Source organism: Avibacterium endocarditidis (assembly GCF_965138825.1).
GTDB classification, from domain to species: Bacteria; Pseudomonadota; Gammaproteobacteria; order Enterobacterales; family Pasteurellaceae; genus Avibacterium; species Avibacterium endocarditidis.
This window is the reverse complement of sequence record NZ_CBCSDH010000005.1, coordinates 97,758-118,516: the sequence shown is the minus strand read 5'-3', so window position 1 is coordinate 118,516 and position 20,759 is coordinate 97,758. Positions and strand designations below refer to the sequence as shown.

Annotated in this window: 25 protein-coding genes; 11 read left to right on the top strand and 14 right to left on the bottom strand. The window is 37.0% G+C overall.

Features of this window, described 5'->3' with window-relative positions; translation table 11 throughout:
* Positions 1-9: 9 nt before the first annotated feature.
* The 5 genes from ACNAV8_RS04370 to mobH form a co-directional block, all read right to left on the bottom strand.
* Entirely contained in the window at positions 10-648 is a 639-nt protein-coding gene (locus ACNAV8_RS04370) for a hypothetical protein (RefSeq protein ID WP_146256899.1), read from the bottom strand.
* Positions 649-790: 142 nt separating this feature from the next.
* Positions 791-1,003 (bottom strand): excalibur calcium-binding domain-containing protein, encoded by a 213-nt coding sequence (locus tag ACNAV8_RS04365; RefSeq protein ID WP_103855948.1) that lies wholly within the window; start codon positions 1,001-1,003, stop codon positions 791-793.
* A 13-nt stretch (positions 1,004-1,016) separates the two neighbouring features.
* Positions 1,017-1,298 carry a hypothetical protein gene (locus ACNAV8_RS04360; protein ID WP_103855947.1) on the bottom strand — a complete coding sequence of 94 codons (282 nt, stop codon included), beginning with the start codon at positions 1,296-1,298 and terminating at the stop codon, positions 1,017-1,019.
* A 1,090-nt stretch (positions 1,299-2,388) separates the two neighbouring features.
* Positions 2,389-3,228 (bottom strand): tyrosine-type recombinase/integrase, encoded by an 840-nt coding sequence (locus tag ACNAV8_RS04355; RefSeq protein ID WP_415777280.1) that lies wholly within the window; start codon positions 3,226-3,228, stop codon positions 2,389-2,391.
* 61 nt (positions 3,229-3,289) lie between these two features.
* The gene (mobH, locus tag ACNAV8_RS04350) at positions 3,290-5,251 is read right to left on the bottom strand and encodes a MobH family relaxase (RefSeq protein WP_103854619.1); all 1,962 of its coding nucleotides are present in this window, start codon (positions 5,249-5,251) and stop codon (positions 3,290-3,292) included.
* Between the two features lie 266 nt (positions 5,252-5,517).
* Here mobH and ACNAV8_RS04345 point away from each other — a divergent pair, with 266 nt between their 5' ends.
* The 4 genes from ACNAV8_RS04345 to ACNAV8_RS04330 all read left to right on the top strand — a co-directional run bounded on the left by ACNAV8_RS04345 (position 5,518) and on the right by ACNAV8_RS04330 (position 8,564).
* The gene (locus tag ACNAV8_RS04345) at positions 5,518-5,778 is read left to right on the top strand and encodes a type II toxin-antitoxin system TacA family antitoxin (protein WP_103854620.1); all 261 of its coding nucleotides are present in this window, start codon (positions 5,518-5,520) and stop codon (positions 5,776-5,778) included.
* Positions 5,779-5,782: 4 nt separating this feature from the next.
* A complete protein-coding gene (locus tag ACNAV8_RS04340; RefSeq protein ID WP_103854621.1) occupies positions 5,783-6,250 on the top strand; it encodes a GNAT family N-acetyltransferase in 468 nt (155 codons plus the stop codon).
* Between the two features lie 426 nt (positions 6,251-6,676).
* A complete protein-coding gene (locus tag ACNAV8_RS04335) occupies positions 6,677-8,014 on the top strand; it encodes an AAA family ATPase (RefSeq protein WP_415777279.1) in 1,338 nt (445 codons plus the stop codon).
* Positions 7,989-8,564, top strand: a complete 576-nt coding sequence (locus ACNAV8_RS04330) for an HNH endonuclease family protein (RefSeq protein ID WP_415777278.1) — start codon at positions 7,989-7,991, stop codon at positions 8,562-8,564. Before ACNAV8_RS04335 ends, ACNAV8_RS04330 begins: the two co-directional genes overlap by 26 nt.
* Positions 8,565-8,578: 14 nt before the next feature.
* On the opposite strand, the gene ACNAV8_RS04325 is transcribed toward ACNAV8_RS04330, so the two are convergent.
* Entirely contained in the window at positions 8,579-8,872 is a 294-nt protein-coding gene (locus ACNAV8_RS04325) for a hypothetical protein (protein WP_415777277.1), read from the bottom strand.
* Between the two features lie 278 nt (positions 8,873-9,150).
* Between ACNAV8_RS04325 and ACNAV8_RS04320 the strand changes: the two genes are divergently transcribed.
* Both ACNAV8_RS04320 and ACNAV8_RS04315 read left to right on the top strand, forming a co-directional pair.
* Complete coding sequence (locus tag ACNAV8_RS04320; protein WP_415777276.1) at positions 9,151-9,786, top strand: recombinase family protein; 636 nt, start codon at positions 9,151-9,153, stop codon at positions 9,784-9,786.
* 3 nt (positions 9,787-9,789) lie between these two features.
* Entirely contained in the window at positions 9,790-10,311 is a 522-nt protein-coding gene (locus ACNAV8_RS04315; RefSeq protein WP_415777275.1) for a hypothetical protein, read from the top strand.
* A 92-nt stretch (positions 10,312-10,403) separates the two neighbouring features.
* On the opposite strand, the gene ACNAV8_RS04310 is transcribed toward ACNAV8_RS04315, so the two are convergent.
* From ACNAV8_RS04310 to ACNAV8_RS04290, 5 genes are all read right to left on the bottom strand, one after another.
* Positions 10,404-10,820 carry a hypothetical protein gene (locus ACNAV8_RS04310; RefSeq protein ID WP_103854626.1) on the bottom strand — a complete coding sequence of 139 codons (417 nt, stop codon included), beginning with the start codon at positions 10,818-10,820 and terminating at the stop codon, positions 10,404-10,406.
* A gap of 153 nt (positions 10,821-10,973) precedes the next feature.
* On the bottom strand, positions 10,974-11,942 hold the full coding sequence (locus ACNAV8_RS04305) for an ArdC family protein (RefSeq protein WP_103854627.1): 969 nt from the start codon (positions 11,940-11,942) through the stop codon (positions 10,974-10,976).
* A gap of 78 nt (positions 11,943-12,020) precedes the next feature.
* Positions 12,021-12,848, bottom strand: a complete 828-nt coding sequence (locus tag ACNAV8_RS04300) for a hypothetical protein (protein WP_103854628.1) — start codon at positions 12,846-12,848, stop codon at positions 12,021-12,023.
* 191 nt (positions 12,849-13,039) lie between these two features.
* Positions 13,040-13,297: a hypothetical protein gene (locus ACNAV8_RS04295; RefSeq protein WP_103854629.1), complete on the bottom strand. Its 258-nt coding sequence runs from the start codon at positions 13,295-13,297 to the stop codon at positions 13,040-13,042.
* A 110-nt stretch (positions 13,298-13,407) separates the two neighbouring features.
* Positions 13,408-13,752, bottom strand: coding sequence for a hypothetical protein (locus tag ACNAV8_RS04290; RefSeq protein WP_103854630.1), 345 nt, complete (start codon positions 13,750-13,752; stop codon positions 13,408-13,410).
* A 395-nt stretch (positions 13,753-14,147) separates the two neighbouring features.
* On the opposite strand from ACNAV8_RS04290, the gene ACNAV8_RS04285 reads away from it, so the two are divergent.
* The 5 genes from ACNAV8_RS04285 to ACNAV8_RS04265 all read left to right on the top strand — a co-directional run bounded on the left by ACNAV8_RS04285 (position 14,148) and on the right by ACNAV8_RS04265 (position 18,547).
* Positions 14,148-14,573 (top strand): TIGR03757 family integrating conjugative element protein, encoded by a 426-nt coding sequence (locus ACNAV8_RS04285; RefSeq protein ID WP_415777274.1) that lies wholly within the window; start codon positions 14,148-14,150, stop codon positions 14,571-14,573.
* Between the two features lie 2 nt (positions 14,574-14,575).
* Positions 14,576-15,532, top strand: a complete 957-nt coding sequence (locus ACNAV8_RS04280; protein WP_462934454.1) for a TIGR03756 family integrating conjugative element protein — start codon at positions 14,576-14,578, stop codon at positions 15,530-15,532.
* 17 nt (positions 15,533-15,549) lie between these two features.
* A complete protein-coding gene (locus ACNAV8_RS04275) occupies positions 15,550-17,538 on the top strand; it encodes an integrating conjugative element protein (RefSeq protein ID WP_415777272.1) in 1,989 nt (662 codons plus the stop codon).
* A gap of 47 nt (positions 17,539-17,585) precedes the next feature.
* A complete protein-coding gene (locus tag ACNAV8_RS04270; RefSeq protein ID WP_146256837.1) occupies positions 17,586-18,017 on the top strand; it encodes a hypothetical protein in 432 nt (143 codons plus the stop codon).
* 203 nt (positions 18,018-18,220) lie between these two features.
* Positions 18,221-18,547 (top strand): hypothetical protein, encoded by a 327-nt coding sequence (locus ACNAV8_RS04265; protein ID WP_103854635.1) that lies wholly within the window; start codon positions 18,221-18,223, stop codon positions 18,545-18,547.
* A gap of 50 nt (positions 18,548-18,597) precedes the next feature.
* On the opposite strand, the gene ACNAV8_RS04260 is transcribed toward ACNAV8_RS04265, so the two are convergent.
* Genes ACNAV8_RS04260 through ACNAV8_RS04250 form a run of 3 tightly spaced genes read right to left on the bottom strand, consistent with a single transcriptional unit; the run spans position 18,598 to position 20,747 of the window.
* On the bottom strand, positions 18,598-20,106 hold the full coding sequence (locus ACNAV8_RS04260; protein ID WP_103854636.1) for a conjugal transfer protein TraG N-terminal domain-containing protein: 1,509 nt from the start codon (positions 20,104-20,106) through the stop codon (positions 18,598-18,600).
* 4 nt (positions 20,107-20,110) lie between these two features.
* The gene (locus ACNAV8_RS04255) at positions 20,111-20,404 is read right to left on the bottom strand and encodes a hypothetical protein (protein ID WP_146256838.1); all 294 of its coding nucleotides are present in this window, start codon (positions 20,402-20,404) and stop codon (positions 20,111-20,113) included.
* On the bottom strand, positions 20,388-20,747 hold the full coding sequence (locus ACNAV8_RS04250; RefSeq protein WP_181021973.1) for a hypothetical protein: 360 nt from the start codon (positions 20,745-20,747) through the stop codon (positions 20,388-20,390). Before ACNAV8_RS04250 ends, ACNAV8_RS04255 begins: the two co-directional genes overlap by 17 nt.
* Positions 20,748-20,759 lie beyond the last annotated feature (12 nt).

Sequence of the window (20,759 nt, the reverse complement as noted above, 5' to 3'; positions counted from 1 at the left end):
TAATTATCCTTAACTTGTAAATAAGTGTGCTCTGTTAGCTTTACCATTTTTATATGGTAGTTCGGGGCTAGAAATAATTCCTTTTGCAATTAGTATAAACCCTATTGTTTTTCCGGTTTCTGTTTCTTTTTCTGCTTCATAAAATTTATATCCTAAAAATGTAAAAATAGGATTTAAACTATATGCACCTGAAAAACTTACCCATATAAACATACTAATATAAAAAAATATGGAAATATAAATATTATTAAATAACTCACCTCCACCTAATAAAGGAAATAAATACCCTAAGAAATAATTTGTAATTTCACCATTAGCAGGTGTTAATGAACTAATTTTTATTTCATTTGGAGAATGCCATCGTTCTTCTTTTTTTGCTTGTCTCAGTACTAAGGGGAACAAACTAATACTAACAATAAGCAAGAATACTGACACAACAAACAATAGTTCTTCTTTTGTAAATTGGAAATCTTTAAAATGCTGAATAATATTCCATCCATTTTTGTTCCCTCCAATAAAAGCTAACAAGCCCACTGTTGCACACACAGGGGCAACCCCGCTAATAGTCAAGATAAAACGTGATTTTTTATTAAGCATGAAACCTCCAAAAACTGATCTTTTATACAGTTTAACTGTTTGCTTACTCAAAATACAGCATCTTATCTAAATAAAAGAGTATGTCTTTAATACTCCCATAATATCCACAAAAACTACCACCAGTATACAGATAAACTCACTAATTACTACTCCTACAAGATAAAAGCCATTTCTTAATTGCAATTCAATAATATCACCTACCTTTCCCACAAACATTCTCACAAGGCACGCCGTCATTGTCGCGGTCTAATCGCCCTGCACCACATTGGTTTAAATAAAACCTTGCTTGTTCGCAAGATTTCATTTTCTTACAGTAGGGGATTGGGTCATCACAGCTATATTTGCCTGCAGATAAGGCAGGAAAGCTAAAGCAAAGCGCTGTGAGAATCAAGGTGAGTTTTTTCATCTTTATCTACCTTTTATTCTTTTTTACCAATCCAGCCCATCAAAATCATTGACATACTAGCTAAATCACTCACTTTTGTTGGGATTAGTTCTTTACTTGCTTTTTTACCTTCGCAAGCAGCAGTATCTAAAGCGGTTACCATTTCTTCTGCCATTACTTTTAAACCTGATAAACCATATTCTTTAAGTGCTTTTATTAGTTCAGGTTTTAGGAGTTCCTCCTTGAAACTTAAAGAAATAAAATCTCCCGCCGTTACCAATTTATTTTTAGTATCAGCTTTACACCATTCTTTCATAGTGGCTTGGTGTAACGTACCTTTTTCTTCATACCATTCTTTGGCTTGTAAAATAGTTGATAAACAAGCAATCCCGAGAAGAAATACTAAAAATCAATTTTTTTGACAAAATCCATCATTAATTTGATTAATCAATCATTAAACTAATGAACTTTTAGCTTAGTTTATAACTAAATGAGTAGAACTGTCTATATGGAAAAAAGTGATCAAATTCAAAGAAGTAACAAAAAGTTACGCAAATCTAATGTACACGTGAAACTTACTGATGAAGAGTTGAACACATTAGGCAATGAAATGGCATATATCAGCATCGATAGCCATTCATCTCGTCAAGCAATAAAATCTCTTGTTCAGTCAGTTCTGCCAGTTTGATTCTTCCAACGTCCATTGTAGCCAAGCGAGTAAGGCGCAAGGTTTCTTCCCTTTTGCTTTTTTTATGCACAGTAATTTCTTTAATGTATTTGTCGATGAGAGCGGCAAACGTGATGTCAGGGATGTTGGAGTATGTCCCTGCGTTAATCTCACTTTCTATATTTTATTCGCCCAGGCTTGCGCCTCGGCCTTTGTGCGAAAAGTCCCTGATTTGTAGATCCCTTTTTTTCTAATTTTTACACGCCAACCTGTTGTAGATTTCGTTACCGTAGCCATAAATTTCACCCTAGATTTCTGTGCAATTCACTGTGCAATTTTGTGCAAAAATTTCTGGTTCGTGATCTTTTCCGATCAATTTTTATTTGTAAATACCTGATGATTATACATAAAAACCCTGTAAATGAACACAGTAAATAAAAATAGAAAAGTAAGTAAGCTATTGAAAAATATAAAAATTATTAGGGTTTAAAATGATTTAAGAAAAAACAGGAAATTTATATGATTTGTAGAATGGTGCCAGTGGCCGGACTCGAACCGGCACGCTTTTAAGGGCGGCGGATTTTGAATCCCTTGTGGCTCTCGTTATACATCTACACCCTACGCAATAGAACAAAAACCGATCCAAGTACACATAACCTCTTGAATCGGGATTCATTCTACTATTTTTTCATTGCTTGTAAAGCCTAGACATTAAATTTCATCAAATTTAGAGCTATTTTTACAAACCATCCACACACTCCCTTATCATTTCACTATCATATTCTATATAACTTAAGGTAACCTTTATATCACAATGCCCTAAAAGTTGTTTAACGCTATAAACATTGTCTACGTTCTTCATTAATTGTGTTGCAATTGTATGCCTAAAACGGTGAGCTGATACATAAAAACCAACAAGTTTTGAAATAACCGAAAAAATGTGGCTCACCTGATTAACTGACATTTCCCCTCCTCTATTTACAACAACTTTAGATACTTTATTTATATTGAATAGCTGATCTTTTTCAGTCTGTTTCAATCTCAGCATCTCAAACTTTAATTTACATAAATATGGGTATAGTTTTTTCGAAATAGGGATTTCATGATAATGGTGATTTTTATTTATATGCGAAGGGATTGATATCACCTTACGTTCTAAATCTATATCACAAATTCTTAATTTTGTTAGTTGGCTTCGTCTTATCCCTGTATATCTAAACGTCTGAAATAGTGCCAAAATAAACCATCTTGGTGTTAAAATATCAGGCAAATTCTCTTTTGAACATAATAAATCATGGATAACATTTATTTGATCAATACTCAGCGTTTTTCTTTTTGCTTTGTCTTCAGTAATAAATAATTTAGTAAATGGATTTTTATCTAAAGAAATAAATTGATATTCAATTGCAAAATTATATAAACTCCTTAAATGACGTGCGTAATTATTCCAAGTGACTGGTTTTGCTGATTTTAAAACATGCTCCCTCCATTGAATAACATACTCATGAGTAAAATCATTCGGCATAAGTTCAGGATAGGTTTTAGTTAAGACATTGACAATCTTCTTATACCCATCCATTGTACTTGGACGGAGTGATTTATATAAAAAAATTTTTCAAGTAATTGTTTAAAAGTACATGTCATACTAATTCTCCTTGTAATTTTAACCATTGATTATTTAACAAAATTTTATCTCCAAAAAATAGGCTAGTATCCTCAATAAGATAACCGCTCAAAAAAGAATGTTTATTCGGACCAATAACTTTACATTCCCAAATATTACGACTGTCATCTTCCATATGTTGCCTTTTATGGATACCTAAATTCTGGAAGTGTTTTTGTAGCAGTTCCCACGATGCTTGATCAGTACTCCCCGCTACTTCTCGTAAATATAGCTGAAAGATACTTGGCGTAACAAGAAATAGATGATTCTCAACAATATGGAGTTTAGCATTAGGTCTATTCCAGGATAATTTTTCAGCAATCACCCCTGCTTTTATCCAATCAATAAATTTTTTACCATCTATCATGTCAGATAAATCTGTACTTACCGCCAAGGTGGGAGATACATTATTGGACTTGGCCTGCTTGGAACGTTTTGGTTGTTTTGGCTGTTGCAGTTGCCCTACTTGAATGATTTCTTGTCCGACTGTGACCGGAGGCACAGTATTTACTGTTTCAGTCATAGAAGTCTCAAATCCTGATCCATGTTTCACTGCCTCTTTACACGTGGGTTCAATTTGAGAAAATAAATTAAGTGTAAAATCAATATCACTTACGCCCACTGTTTCAACTTTTTTATTGTTTATTGCCTCTCTTTGGCATTCTGTTTCAGAGCCTTTATTTTCAGGTGTATTTTCTGTTACCGCCGACCTATTTAATGAAGATGATGGAGACATATCTGAAGAAATAGGGATAGTATTCTCCTCAGATTTTGCGCTCTCTTCAACCACAAAGGTTACTCGCCCTTCAAATAATTCAGGGCGTTTGTCTATACTATCCCAAATAATATTCGGATCAATTTTAAGTAATGTAAAAGGTTTCGCAGGTGCCCAACCCACATTTGATACTACTTGACCATTCCATATAGCCGTTCCCGATTGTGTTTTCTGAATCGAATTATGTGCTTGCAATTCATCAAATAATTTTCCATTCTGGCTCGGTACGGAAATGCCCTGGCTTAATAAGTGTGCTCTAATATTGTCAGCCGTACTTTTACTCATTAGCCATAATCCCTCCTCTGTTAACCAACCATCAGAACCACCTTTTGGTGCATTTAATTTAAAATGGCTCACAACATGCCGTAAGGCAATGTGTAATTGTTTTGCAAAAGAAACTTTAGGTTGTTCAGATAATTTATTAGGGTCGCCTCCCAAGGCCAGCGTCACACTAATTTGATCCGCTTTTTGGATAATCTCTGTAAGTATTCCCGCTCTGTCGTGATGACCTGTAATTGTATACATCAGAGATGAAAAGGCCTGCTGATAAGTAGCTAACCAATCAAAAGCCACGTTAGGAATAAGATAATTTGCAAAAAATCCCCCAATCGCAGGGGGCAATGCATAATCCCTGTCCTTGATATATCTAAACTTGTAAGGCTGTGTCGGTATGCCATTCCAAGGATACCAACGTTCCCCATTTTTTTGTATTACTTCAAGATCAACAGCAACTTTACCAATATCATGTAATAAGGCCCCATAAATAATTGCCGCAGTCCATACATCACGCTGTTTTGCTTGTTCTTCTGGCGCAGCATTTTGCGGTAAAACATAATTTTGACGGAGTTTTGTGGCAATTGAGATAACCTCTAAACCATGATCTAGCATACCGCCAACATGGGAATGATGATGGGATTCTGAGGCAGGTAATAATTGCACCATTTCTGCATATCTTTCTATCGGCTCACGGTAATAGTGCTTAAACATCTCAGGCGACATTGAGACATTTTGCCAAATGGTTGTTAGATATTGTTGTCTCAGTGGGGTATTTAGCAGCTCATCTGCTTTTTTAGGTATAAACCATCCCTCTTTATTAAAAATATGGGAGGGAGCAATATTCTCTTTTTCTACCTTTTTAAACTTAGAAAGAATACGTAATAGCATTGAAAACTCTTGTTACATAAATCTATGATGATTTATTAAAACAAGGTTTTGAGCTACTCAGAAGACAAAATTTAATATAATTTATTTATAGTTTTTAAATGTTATAAGTTTACCTATGTTCAAATCAATCCTTATTTAGAGTTTTCTACTTTTATCGCCAATCACGCAAGCCATACCTTGTTATGTTACCAAAGTGCTTGCATACACAATAACTACACATTATAATTTGTATATTGATTGTATATTAATAGGATATGGAGACAACTATGCGTACAGCTGCAATTAACTTACGAGCTAAACCAATACAGCGTGATTTGATTGATCATGCAGCGTCTTTACTTGGAAAAACACGCTCTGATTTTATGTTAGATGCTGCTTGCACTTATGCACAAAACGTTATTTTAGATAGAGCAGTGTTTCAGCTTAATGAGGATAAATTTAATCATTTCATTGAAATACTTGAGCAGCCAGACTTAACTAATCCTGGGTTAGAGAAATTGATGGCTATCAACTCACCTTGGGAATGATAACGTGTATTCTAAACCTGAATTATTAACACACAACCATCACCTTGATTTATTTGATTGTGGTGAAGATTCACTAAATAGGTGGCTTAGACACAATGCAGTTAAAAATCAACAAAGTCAAGCAAGTAGAACATTCGTAATCTGTAAAGAGAATGTTGTTATCGGTTTTTATGCCTTAGCGGCAGGGTCAATAACTCATGAGTTTGCACCTGGTTCGTTAAGACGTAATATGCCTAAACCTATCCCAGTTATTGTCTTAGGGAGATTAGCTATAGATGTAAAATATCAAGGAAAAAAATTAGGGGCTGCATTACTCAAAGATGCAGTATTGAGAGCAAAAGTTGTATCAGAACAGGTTGGAGTGCGAGCTTTGTTAGTACATGCTTTGAATAAGCAAGCAAGGCAATTCTATTTACATTATGGTTTTCAACCATCTCCAATTGATGATATGTTATTGATGCTCAAATTGTAATTATTAAATTTTTATTGAGCTAACATCATTACTAAATAATCACTGGTTTTAACGTTCCTGTTTAAAATAAGTCTTGTGAGACTCCTCTAGGGCTTTACGTTTCTATAGGAAAGCCCTTTAGCCTTTTCGCAAGGCCCTTTCGGGTAAGTCCGCTCCACTTCTGTGGAGCGGTTTACCCTTGAAAAATTCCCCTTCCCCCCTTGGCCCTTTACTAGTTAACTAATAAAAGCACGGTTGAAAATTTTATCTATCTGTAAATTGGCTAAAACTCCGCGTATTACAATATGATTTTTTATATAATTCATGCTATCCTTATTCTATGTCTAGGCTTTGCAAGCAAACCTTGCACCCTATACAAGTGGATAAACTTTTTAAGTATTACACCTAAGCCATCAACAGAACAGCTATTGGTACTTTCGGCGGTAAATGATGATAAACTCATTGAAATTAAAAAATGTTGGACCTAAAGACAATTTAGAACTAAAACTAGGAACAAGATTAAATATCTTTACTGGTGATAATGGACTTGGCAAAAGCTTTTTACTTGACATCATTTGGTGGGCGTTAACTCGAACCTGGCCCAATGATATTAATTCAGAGATTGTAACCGGTTATTTAGCCAAGCCACGTGATATGGCACAAAAAAAAGAAGCTAAAATTGAATTTAACATCATTGGTAAAACAGGAAAACCAAAGAAATACAGTAGTACCTACGATGCTCGTGATGAAACATGGTCTGGCAGACAAGGGAGGCCAATAAATCCTGGTTTGGTCATTTACACAATGTCAGACGGCAGTTTTGCTCTATGGGATCCTGCTCGTAATTATTGGAAACAGAAAGGCGGAATTGATATTCAAGAACGTGTGCCTGCTTATGTCTATACTCAAAAGGAAATTTGGGATGGGCAGATTATCAAAAATTCTAATAATAAAGATGAACAAATTTTTGAAGGATTAGTACGTGATTGGAGTTTTTGGCAAATAGGAAATACTGAAGAATTCAGGTTATTAAAAGAATTGCTCAAATCTCTTTCGCCTGAAAATGAATTACTTGAACCAGGTGAGCTCACTCGTATTCGATTAGATGATGGCCGGAAGATACCTACTATCAAAATGCCTTATGGTAAGGAAGTGCCCCTTTATCACTTATCTTCAGGTGTAAGAAGAATTATAACTTTATGCTATTTCCTTGTATATGCTTGGCAAGAGCATCGTGAAAATGCAAGATTATTAGGCGAAGAACCAACAAAACAAATCATTTTTTTAATTGACGAAATTGAAGCACATTTACACCCTAAATGGCAGAGACAAATTATTCCAACTTTATTAAATGTAATGACTAAACTTGTAAATGGCGCACAAACTCAATTAATTACGGCCACACACTCTCCACTGATTATGGCTTCTCTTGAGCCTATTTTTGATCCAGTTAAAGATTTATGGGTGGATTTTGATTTAAAAGATGGTCTAGTTGAAGTAAAAGAAGAGCTTTTTGAAAAATTTGGCTCCATTAATAATTGGTTAGAGAGCGAAGCTTTTAATTTAAAAAATAGTTATGCGTTTGAATATGAAAAGTTAATAGAGGAAGCTAAAGCTTTAATTAGTTCAAAAAGAAAAGCTCAACCAACCAAAGATGAAATAGAATCTATGCGTAAAAGACTATCAGACGCACTCTCCCCTACTGATGAGTTTCTATTTTATTGGCGTTCCATTTGCGAAAAAAAAGGATACCTCCCTCATGTTACCAGTAAAACCTCATCCTGAACCTGGATATTTCAATCAACAAATTAGGGAACCAGGTAAAGCATGCCTGAAAGCCAATCCTGGTAAAAACAGATTAAAACCTTTCTGGACAAAGTGTTTGGGAGATATGCATTCCATATATCACGGAATATGTTGCTACTATGCCATATATATTGAACTTGAAAACGGTGCTTCGACGGTAGATCATTTTAAACCTAAAAATAAATATCCAGATTATGCATATGAATGGAGTAATTTTAGATTTTGTTGTCTACAAGCAAATCGTAGGAAACGTGATTATGAGGATATAATAGATCCGATGCATCTAAAAAAAGATATTTTACAGTTAGATATTGGGTCGGGGGAAATATATTATAGTGATCAGATTTCAGCGCCTGAAAAAGCATTATTAGAATCCACAATTGATCGTCTAAAATTAAATAGCCAAAGAATGTGTAATATGAGAATACGTCATCTGGCTGAATATTTACAGGGAAACATTAGTGGTAAAGGATTAAAAACAAGAAGCCCCTTTGTATATTATGAAGCTTGCCGTCAGGGCATCATATAATTTTCTTTAAAAGACTAATTAGTAATATCATAACTATCATCAATTATGATATTGAATTTTTTTTCTATCTGATTTTCCTCATCATCTTCTGGTTCAGTGGCTCTACGTGAGTTTAACCATTCTTCTTCTGATAAAAATTGTCTATAATTACAAATCATCATTCCTACATCATCACGTCCCCATAATCCGGCATAGTTAAATATTGACTCCTCTGGCTCTGCATGACAAATTTCTCCTTCACTTTGAGCAACGGCCAAATTTGAAAGCATAACGACTAGAATAATGATTATTTTGATAATAGCTGGCATTTTGATGATGATTTAAAAGTATCAATGTTGTTCCAGTGTAATAAATTTCATCTTTTTCTCATCCTAGAAACTATCTGAAATTTCAAAACAATTAATTCTCCTAAAATCTCCTGATATTTTGCAAAATAAGTACGTCATTAGGGTATACCTCAATGACACAGGCAAAAAGCCATTAAATGCCTCCGTCATTTAGACCAAAAATGGGGTTCAATAACAGGGTCATAAAAAAATAACCTTAATGAAGGTATATTGAGTATTTTATGTTCGCACGAATTTATATGCGGGTTTCAACCGAAGAGCAAGACCTACAACGCCAAGATAAATTGATCGAAGATGCAAAACAAAAAGGATTTTATGTGGTTGCGGTTTATCGTGAAAAAATTTCAGGTACAACAGAATGGGAAAAACGCCCTGAGCTCTCACGGTTAATTAGTGATTTGCAACAAAATGACGTAGTGATTGCAGAGAGCATCGATCGTTTAACACGATTAGAGCCGAAAAAAGCCCTTGAACTGATTGATGCCATACAATCGAAAGGAGCAAAAATTCAGGTTCCCGAAGTATTTGACTTTGATACCGTATCACAAAGCCTCGGTACAAGTGCAGAGGTTTTTGATCCTAAATTTTTAATGTCTGATCTCTTTTTAGCAATGCAGAATATGTTTTTAAAACTCGCCGTCAGTGTGGCACACAATGATTTCCAAAAAAGAAAAGCAAGACAACATCAGGGAATTGCACTAGCACGCAAACAAAAGAAATATCGAGGACGGCAACCTAATACCGCATTACACCACGCCATTATTGAACAACGGAAAAATGGGACATCCATTAAAGAGACCGCGGCAATCCTTAATACAAGTGAAAGTACGGTATTACGGGTTTGGCGACAAAGAAAAAATAATCGTGAGGAATAAGTAATGGAAAAAGTAACATTATCAAAATCAGCCAAACCAATTAAAGAAAAGAATACGCTCTTCGCAATTATTTGGATATCTTTTTTTATTGATTTTGTATGTAACCTGGCGCTTCATTATTATTTTTTTGAAAATGAACAAAACTCTATTACTATTTTTAGTATTTTACTTCCTTTCGGTATAGGCATTCCTTGTCTATGCTTTCAAACTGCTTGCTCTTGGTCTTCAAAGTATGTATATAAATACGAAAGTAATACAATACCTGTTATATGGGGAGGGGACCTGAATAAGTATTTCAAAATAAAAATTAAAGCGACAACTTTGAGTTTTAAATATATAGGTTTAATATCCTTTATCATATCACTTCCTATTTTTATGCTCTCATTATTGGGTAAATCAAGCTCAATAGTTATTGAGTTTTTTATTCATATGCTATATTTAACTGTATGCTTTAATTCTGCCGTGTGTTTTTTTCTTTTTACTCAAGCTTTTTTATTAACAACTCAATACAGGAAAGATATATGAAAAAATATGACGATTAATTTTATTTATAGCCCACCACAACTGGAGGAACAAACCCTCAGTATAGAAAAACTAGAGTTAGTTATTCATCTATGTCAACTGAGACTTGAAAGGGATATTGATTTACCATTAACGCATATTACTTTTATTCGAACTGATTTTGTACTCAGTAAAGAATGACCGTTAAGCCAATGGATAAAATCACCCACTGTCCAGTGCCGCTCTCGTGATAACAAAGATAATCGTAACGCTTTCTTGCCATCTTTGATAAATTCATCAATTAACTCGTCGGTCAGTTGCTGTAACCTATCTAGCCCCAATAATCGAAATGATGGCCAACCATAGCCTCCAGAAACAATATTCACTTCTTCAGGCATTGGGATTAACAAGTTAAAATCAACCACATGCTGATTTTCTTCTTGATCGAAGCGGAAAACTTTTTCAACAATCGACTTCAGCATGGCAGAATCTTGAGCTGAGACTTCAAGGGTATTTTCACACCAATTTGGCATCGTGTATCTCCTTATTTAAGTGAAATGATAAAAGGGATACACTGCCCCAAAGGGATAAATGTATCCCCATTGGGAAAAGTGCGGTGAAATTTAACCGCATTTTTAAAGGTTGAAAGGAAGAGGGCATCATTAAATGATGCCACTCCGTATGGTTTACGCTGCTTCGGGATAGTAATGTTCATATTGTTTTTGAACATCAAGCGTCTCAAGCATATATTCACAGGCTTTGCGGGCAAATCCTGAAGCTTTGAGAATGGCACGATTATCCTCTTTCAAAATCTTGAGCCAACTTTGAATATAGGCGGCATTTTGTGGAACTTGGTTAAACCCAAGATGTGCACATAAAAATGCCCCGCCCATTTCAGCAATCAGTTCTTCAAAGGCATAGACTTTGTTGCCAAATTTGGCTTTCCCAGAGGCAATGCCTTCTCGATTTAAACGCGAGGCGTGCCCTGTGGCGTGCGTCATTTCGTGCAAAAGTACGCTGTAAAAATCCTGCTCTGAATGGAATTGCTTCATTTCAGGCATCACGATTTTATCGGCATTCGGTCGATAAAAAGCGTTAGGGCTTGGCTCGATATTAACCGTTAGCGACATACCGTCGATAATTTTGCGAATATCTGCGTAAATCTGGTATTGGGTCAGCTCAGCATCTACAGCACGTTCTTGAACGTTATCAAACATTACTTTCGGCAAACCGTCGCATTGTTCGATGTTGAAAACAGGATAACGTTTTAAAATGGCAAACTGCTCCATTTCAGGGTTGCCCTCTTCATCACAAATCGGGTTACCTTCGTCATCACATTTTTCACGCTCAATCGGGCAATAACTGGCGACAATAGTGGCTTTCTCACCTTTACGCACATAGCCACCTAATTTGTTAGCGGCCCGTGCGGTGATCCATTTACATTGTCGATAGCCATTTTCTGCACCAGCAATCCATAAAAGTAAGATATTTATTCCTTGATAGTATCGTCCTGACACGGCATTGCAAGGTATGCCTAAATTGCCTTCAGGGTTATCCCAAGGTTTTAGCCAAGGAACCGTGCCTGCTTCAAGTGCGGTGATAATTCTATCGGTAATTTCTTGATAAATATCTTTTTTCTGTGTTGAATTTTTCATTGTGGTTCTCCTAAATAAAAAGGGGAACCGCTCCACAATCGGAGAATGTTCCCCGATTGGGTTGAAAAGTCAGTCAATTTATTGAGGCTGACGTAATTGTGTTAAACCTGCCAACTTGTGTGCAAAGGTTCTCGCTTCACGAATGGCATCAAGGATTAAATCACGTCGATTGCCGCCGTAAGTGGTATCCTCACTCAAGTAAGTACACCAACCTAATGAACTTTCGCCCATTTGAATGTCGAGTGCTTTGTGATAGACCGTAGCACTTAAATCAACGATTTTCATGCCATTCAAAATGGCTTCGCAAAATTGATTGGTATCCTCATAGCCAAAATCTTCTGAGCTAAAATAGCCATAATGAAAAGGCACGGGTTCAACCGTAAATTCAATGCGATACTGTTTAGTGTTAATGGTGCGACGTTTTTCTTCTGGTTCAATATACATTGATTCCAGCAAACGATACCCAAGACGTTCCAGCATTGTTGAGGTGTCTTTAATGTATTCGCCTAAATCCGCAATAAAGTTGTCCCAGATTTCTCTGAATATGGCTTTATCTTTGTTGCGAATATCTCGAAAGCAAAACGCTTCTTCCGCTGGACGCGTATCAAGGCTCATTGTATTACAATGGGAATAGCGATAACCGAAATGATTACGCGTAATGTCAAGCACATTGAAATATTCATTCGCTCCAATATATTCGGCAATAAATGCAAATCGGCGATAGGCTTTCTCTGTTTGTTCAGGATAAATGTGTTTATACAGATTAATCCAATCATCAGAATAAAGCCGACCATAAAAGGCAACGCCATCGCCTTGGCTATAAGAAAGCGAACTTTCAATCGTTAACTCACTTGGAAAGCCTGCCTCAACCAATTTATTGTCAAAATAAGTGTGTAAAATATTCATTGTGTTTCTCCAAAATAAAAAAGGGGAAACACATTCCCTCAAGGGAAACGTTTTCCCCTAAGGATAGGAATATCTTATCGTAATACGATTAAGATAGGTGTTGAAAGGTTAAGCCCCTTTGCGTAAATCATCACTTAAGCGTAATAACGTTACCGTCTGTAAATGATGGAATAATGCCTTTAGCTTGGCTTTCATCTTGTTCGCCCTCCTGAGACCAACAAGGTATTTTCGTCTTTTTGAGTCACCTCTAAAAAACGAAAATGTGAACCATTCTGAGCAGGCATTTTTTGTAAAAATCGCACCGCACTTTCTTGTGGTTGGCGAGCAGCCCAAACAGCCTTAGCTTGCTGAATAACTTCATCAATCAAGGCTTGCTGGGGTTTCGTATCAAGATGCTGATATTTCGGCATATAATCTCCAATTGCCGAGAGTAAAATTTGCACTCTCATTGTGTTTCTCCTCGATAAAAGATAGGGAAACACTCCATAGAGAAGTATTTCCCTATGAAATATGAATAAAATCTTAATTAAATCACTAAGATTTACTATTTATTGACAAATTAAATCAACATGAAGTATGCCCCGAAAGCTCCCGCAAGTAATGAAAGCATCATCAATCCCAAAGAGATGAAAATCCAACGCTTTTTCTTTTGACGAGCTTCTTGTTCAAACGCTTCTGCTTGAGCGGCTAAATGAGCGAATATTTCCTGATCAATTAGCCTTTGCTCTTCTTCAATGCGTTGGTTGATCCCTTTTGTGACATCAAGGTATTTATTGGTTGCTGCTTTCTTTGCAGAAACAAACATACCACCTAATTGATGGCCCAATTTATTGAAGATATTAGATTTTGGTTTAGAGGCGAATGGATCAAATACATCCAGTTCTTTAGAAGTAAGATTATTCATAATGAATTCTCCATTAAAAGTTTAAAAAAATTCAAGGAGAAATCACCCACAGGGAATGATTTTTCCCTGAACAGGTTATGAATGTGAAAGATGCGTTCCCGAACAATATGTCGGAGTCCTTTTCAGAACGCTGAGGAACATTTAGGCAGTGAACCAATCTTGCCGCAACAAGATCGTAGCGTTATAGGTTCTCGCTACCTACTTTGCTATCCATGATAGCGAAAGATTACGATGATTATTTGATGTATTCACGTCATGATCAATCAAAAACTCTTTTTTCATTTTGGATAATTTATTCAATAAAAAATTCTCTAAAATTTAAACAGAGTTTTTCATTTCATTTACAACAAGAAATTTTTAAGGTTACGCTTAAGTTATTCTCTCTAAGGATTGTTATGCGAACCTTCAACTTAACCCCATTATTACTGTTAGTCTCGCCATTTTCTTGGGCTGCTCAAGAAACACAAATAACCGTATATACCAGTCAAAATTACCCTATACAGAATGCGAATTTAGCCCATCAAATCTACCTTATTGATCGTGTAGGACAACTTGAAACGCAATTTAGTGCCTCACTAAGCCCTAACCTGCAACAAGCAGAAAAAGAAGTCAGAAAAATGATGACCTCAGAAAATTGGAAGCAATTTGACAGAGCGATTCAAGAGGCTTATGTGGGAGTCACTAAAGCATGGGCCACGGGAGTTGCCAAAATCCCTGCCATTGTCTTTGAAAATGATACCCATACGCCGGCGGTAATTTATGGTGAAACCGATGTTCAGCGAGCCTTAACACGTTATGAACAATCCCATGTAAGGAAATGACGATGAAACAATCAATATTACGAAAAATACTATTAAGTCAGGTAACTGTAGCAGCTATTCATTTCATGCCTACGACTGCATCAGCGGAGATAAATACAGCAACTATCATGACATCAGGGGCTTCTCCAAGTTGTGCTGATTATCAAACCGTTGGCGTCTGTTATTGGCTGTACTGTACCTATTGGAGTTGCAGCGTAAAAACCTCCGTTAAGGTTCATCATTTTATTCCTGAGATGGTTGTCTCCGTCTATAACCATAATAATCAAAATCCCTGGAAAGAAGTGAATTTTATGAATCAAGGGGTTATGGGTGGCCAATATGAAACGCCAACTAAAAAATACACGCAGTATACCTTTAAAAATGGCGATGCCATTGGCCATCCTGGGGGCATTATTTTGCAAATGCTCAGTAGCTATGGTTATTCATGCGAAAGCCAAACGACGCCATTTCAACCTTATTTTTTAAGCGCATTAGATGCCATTGCATGGCGCTCAAATATGCCGGAAATGTTCTATCCAGAGGCGATTACACCTGGCATGCGCGAAGTGAATAAAAACGGTGATGTGTGGGGAAATCTTTATCCACGCTCCGGAAGTGTGACTCAACCCCATGACTATAAAGCCGCGGCCGTTATCGCACAACGTATTGCAGACATTATTAGTCGTACAGGTCAGCTACATGTGTATTACCCTGCGACAAGACGAGGCGGCCAAGGTAAATGGTATCCCAAAGAAGTGAAAGAAGGCGATAAAAAAACACACCGTTGGCAAATGCTCAGCCCCAAAATGGAACAAAGTTGCTCTGTATTCCCTGATGGAAATGCGACAGATAGCTATGGCGATAAAGTCTCCCCAACAGAAAATTACAGTTGGGCACTTTGGCGTCCTTATGCCTGCTGCAAACGCGAAGGACAAGTATTTCTAGGCAATACAGATTGGATCACGACACATACTCATTAAATCAAGGATAAATTATAATGAAATTTAAAATAAGTGCGTTAAGTTTAGGTATTTTATTATCTTTATCAAATATCACACTGGCTAATACCGATTACGTTCAAGGTAGCGTATTATCCGATAAAGTTTTTTATCAAATCGGGGGAGGCTCAGCAATTGCTCCACCTCCGGCCCGAAAACGAGCTAATGAATATAGCCTCGGTATTGGATGGCGAGCGAACCTGATGTGCGGTAATTTTGACTTAAAAACAACAGTTAAAAATCAATTAAATGGGATTACTGAGGGATTTAAAGATTTGTACAGCAATGTCATTCAATCTGCAACGGGGGCAGTTGCAAGCCTACCAGCGATGATCATTCAACGCGCCAACCCACAACTGTACGATATATTAACCAATGGGCTATATCAGGGTAAAATTGATTTCGACAACTTAAAAACCAGCTGCGAAGAAATGTCTGAACAATTAGCCGACTATGCCATGGACAGTAAATGGGCCAAAATGGCGGGGCTAGAAAATTACAAAAAGATCACGGAATCCGAACCCGATGCGAAAAAAGCCAAAAAGAAACTGGAAAGTGAACAGGGGGAAAATGGGACGCCTTGGGTAGGAGGAGAAGCTAGAGGAGGGAAAGGACAAAAATCCCTTGAGTTAATTGGTGATGTTATCGGAGCAGGATTTAATATGGCTCAAGGACGCAACGTACTAAATAACAACCCAATACCTAAAACACAATGCGATGGGATGCTATGTACTGAATGGCAATCACCACAAGATATGCGAGATTATGCAATGCGTATCCTAGGTGAAAAAACAATGAAAACCTGTGATAATTGCGGCGGTGAACCGAAAAAAACAAAACCTGGCCGTGGTTTAGCCCCAGAAATTGAAGCACAAACCAAAATTAAAGCAACGCAATTAGAAAATATTTTAAATACGAATGACATTACCAATGAAAAACTCACTGAACTGAGCACATCAACGGTTGCCGTTACGAGAGGACTTATTGAAGCATTAAAAGAAGATCCTGATGCTCCAATACTTGGTGCGAGACTAGCCCAAGAGCTTGCAATATCCAAAGAGTTAGAAAAAGCCTTAGTATTACGCCGAGTACTCTTAACAGGGATGCGAGAACCTAACGTAGCAAACAATGCTGCAGCCCAAGAAGATCTTGAAGTGGCCTTAAAAATGCTTGATAGAGAAATTGAACAAGTTAAATTAGAAATGGATTTGCAAAAATCAATTAGCAATAACACGGCAATAGCAATACTTAATAATCGAATCACTGACCAGTTACGTTCTCTTGATAGTAATGCGAACGATAACTCTAAGCGCTTAGCTAACTTATCTGGATTAGCCGGTAAAAATGATACTGATACCTCATTAGGTGGTGCACTAGGCTTTCCTAAACACCTACAAGAGCGATATATTTTAATCCCACGCTCTGAGGAAGCGAGTGGATTAGTGAATATCTATGCAAGTTATGCCCCAACAAGTCCTAGTTCTAGTTCAGGAGCATACTCTCCAATTGGTGCAATTAGTGGCACAGCAATGGAGCAAGCCTCTGGTTTATTAAAAACCTTTGAAGGCTACAGTAGCAAGGCATATTGGGATGTCAATGCTTATCGGACAGGATATGGCTCAGATACCATAACAAAAGCAGATGGAACGATTGTGCGTGTCACCAAAGACACTATCGTGACACGTGAAGATGCAGAAAGAGACTTGGCTCGACGTACACAAGAATTTGCCAATATTGCTAAAAGGGAAGTCTCACCAGAGACTTGGAATGCCCTATCTCCACAAGCACAAGCTGTATTAACCTCCTATGCTTATAATTATGGCACTCTGAGAAAAACCAAAAGCGTGATCACAGCCGCACAAAAATCTGCTGCAACAGGAGATATGACCGCACTTGCTGATGCGATACGCAATCGCCAAAACGATAACAAGGGCTCAAATGCAAGACGTCGTAATCAGGAAGCTGATTATATTCTAAATAAATCATAATAATGTATAATTTATCTAGAAATTAAACCTGACCATTAAGGAGCAATATGATGCGTAAAACACTATTCACGTTATTCGTTACAACAACACTTGCAACTATCACTGTACCTGCACAAGCTGCCACAGGAGCGATTTTTTCTTGTGTTTCAAAAGACGGTAATACCATTACTGTAGAAAAATCTGGTGCTAACTATGTGTTATCATACAAGAAATTAAGGCTCAGTAATGCGATAAAAGATATTATGCCGCGTAATAATACGATTGTTGCCAGTCGTTCTGGTCATATTTTGTATTCACTTGAATTTGAAGATAACCAAAATAGTTATTATGTGCAATATCAGGAGTCAATGGGCGATGGTAAACCACTATTTGCAGGGATATTTAAAGTACCTAACAATGCCGAACCGAAACAGTTTGCCGTGTGTAATACGAAAAAGCCTATGACGAAAAACTTTGAAACCTCACTTATGCCCCAATAACTTATGCCGCAATCTGGCGTAGGTTATTAATCATTATCTGCGACATAACGAAAAGCACACGAGAATGGTTTTATTCGTGTGCTTTTTTATCGCGCTATACAAGTCACGCTAACATCTGAATTCAATAAAATACGGTATTGACATCGAATAAAAAATAGTCGTATATTACAAATAATAAGGATAACTAATAGATTGGAGTATATATGTTAGGTCAAAAGATGAGTTATAAAGCGGGTCATAAATTAGGTTTATTATTTAAATCTACCCGAGCACTTTTTGAACGTTTAGCTATTAAGTTACGTATTCCTGCTAAATATGGCGAATATCTATTTATTGCCGTTTCTATTATTGTTGCTATCTTATCCCTCTATGTATTATTTGCCATATTTATAGTGCTATTTGTGCTGGCTTTTTTGAGGACAAAAACTCATTCGGATGATTCTGATGATACTAATAATGTGTGTTATGATGGCACTTCTCCATATGATCCATACTACTACGAATGGTATTACGGAAATGATGATGAATAAATGAGAAAATGCACTTATCTAATATACTTGAATAAGTGCATTTGGGCTTATTATAGGAGCTTATTCTTAATTTTGTCCGTTTCTTTCTCTGTTATATTACCTGTTTTATTTGCTCCTTTTTCCATAGCAGAAACTATATTACCTGCTTTTACTCCAGCCCATCCCATCATCCCCATCCATAAGGTTGGCAAAATCAGAAACAGTGTATTCACCACCGTTCCCATTACTGCATCATCAAACTCATTTTGAATGCCCATCCAGTTCCAAGAGGAATGAGTATCACTGAGATATAATGCCGAATACATCCAGGTATCTAACCACCTTGCCAGTTCCCACCAAAATGTGAGGAAAAATACCGAAAATTGCACAATAGTGATAGTGATTGCAGTAGAAATATTATAACCACTGACAACCATCAGAAGCGGAATCGCTAAATTAATAGCAAGTAGCATAATGCCCTGAAGCATCGGTAAGGCTTGCCGTATGGTTTCAAAGGTGGGCGCTGCAAATAATCCTCCTAGTGAATGGGTTGCATAAGTCGATATTTTTCGTAGACTATCAAAATGTATGCCATTATCTCCATCCGCAATCTGCCCACCATAACCACCATACACGCGGCCACTTGATACTTGGATATTTTGAGGACTGACTACGCGTCTTAATACGGCTTCTTCATACGTCTGCGCATCAGTACTTACTGTTTTTAACCGCTCCCAAATACTTTGTTCAACTTGTTGTAATAATCGCGCACGTAACCCAACTGAGCTATCAGACCACCAGGTTTTACAAGAGGGATACCCACCATTTCCCGTATTAGGTAGACCAACATCTCGCTTCGCATCATACGGCCAATGCGTCCGAGGTAACTTAGAACGATACGTATCATAAAGTCCTACGGTATTGAGCATAATCTTTGAACCAATCCAGTCTAAGTCTCTCGCTTGCGCTTCATCAAGTTCATATTGCAGACGTTTGATTTTAGAACGTGCGGGAATAAAACACTGCTCAACAAAGTCAGTGACCTCCTGACGTAATACTGGACTAGTAATCTGAGTATGTTGAATATCGAAGCGAATTTGCCTTAAATCTGGCTTACAAGGGATCGCCGCAACCATCCCATGTGTTATTCCCTTACTCAAAGTATAAGTAAATGCCCACCATATTGGTAAGGTGGCTTCTTTACCACTTAACTCTGAAGACAACTTTGCAAGCCCAGTATCTTGCGGTTTATAGACCGTATACCCACAGTTTTCCATCCGTTCGGTATTAAATTCTAATGTACTATATGACACCGTAAAAACAGGCATACAGGTCAGTATCATGGTCAAAAAGCTCATATAAATGGCATTTTCTAACCAACTTGCCAGCAATTTGCCTTTATTTCCCTCATCGTCTCCTTGCTCTCTTACTTTCAGCGTTAAGCCTATAATGTGGAAAAGAATAGGCAGGGCAAACACCCCAGTCTGAGTCAGTAAATCCCAAAGGTTATTGTTAATGATCCAGCCAAGTAATGTAAGAAAGTATTCAAAATAATTATCAACGGTAAGTGAGATATTCATCGTACTATACTCCTGTTCTGATAAGTTGCATCATATTGATACCCTCCATCACGACAACCCAAATCACACACGTAATCACTAACCGTTTAGTGTTATCTAATTTGTCTCGTAATTTGTATAAGAAAAATCCGACAACTGCATAAATAACAAATCGCAATAAGACGAATAACAACCAATATGATTTAAAAAGAGCAGGGAGTGCTAAATCAGCCCCATATTCTAAGGAAAAATGGGCAACCACAAACAATCCCACTATCAGGAAAAACACGATTGCAGCCAGTTTAGTCAGTGATTTCATTGTGCTCATCGTCGTGCTCCGTGTTAGCTTTTAAATGAATATTGGCTTGTAATTCTCGCTTTAATACCTTGGTTAACCAGTATGCATCGGTTGAATCAACAACACTAATATAACGTCGATAAGAATTATCAGTGTGATTGTTCGGAAATTCTGTATAACCGGCCACAATAATTTGTAACCCAAATTGACCAAGATCACCCCAAATAGTCAGTTTAATGTATCCCATATTTGTTACTCGATAAGGGAGCACATCTACTTTAGAAATATTTCCCGCATAGTGATGTACACATTCACACAGTGTATCAATCTGTTGCTGTACATCCGTTGAGAGTGTCTGTTTCAATGTACCCAAATC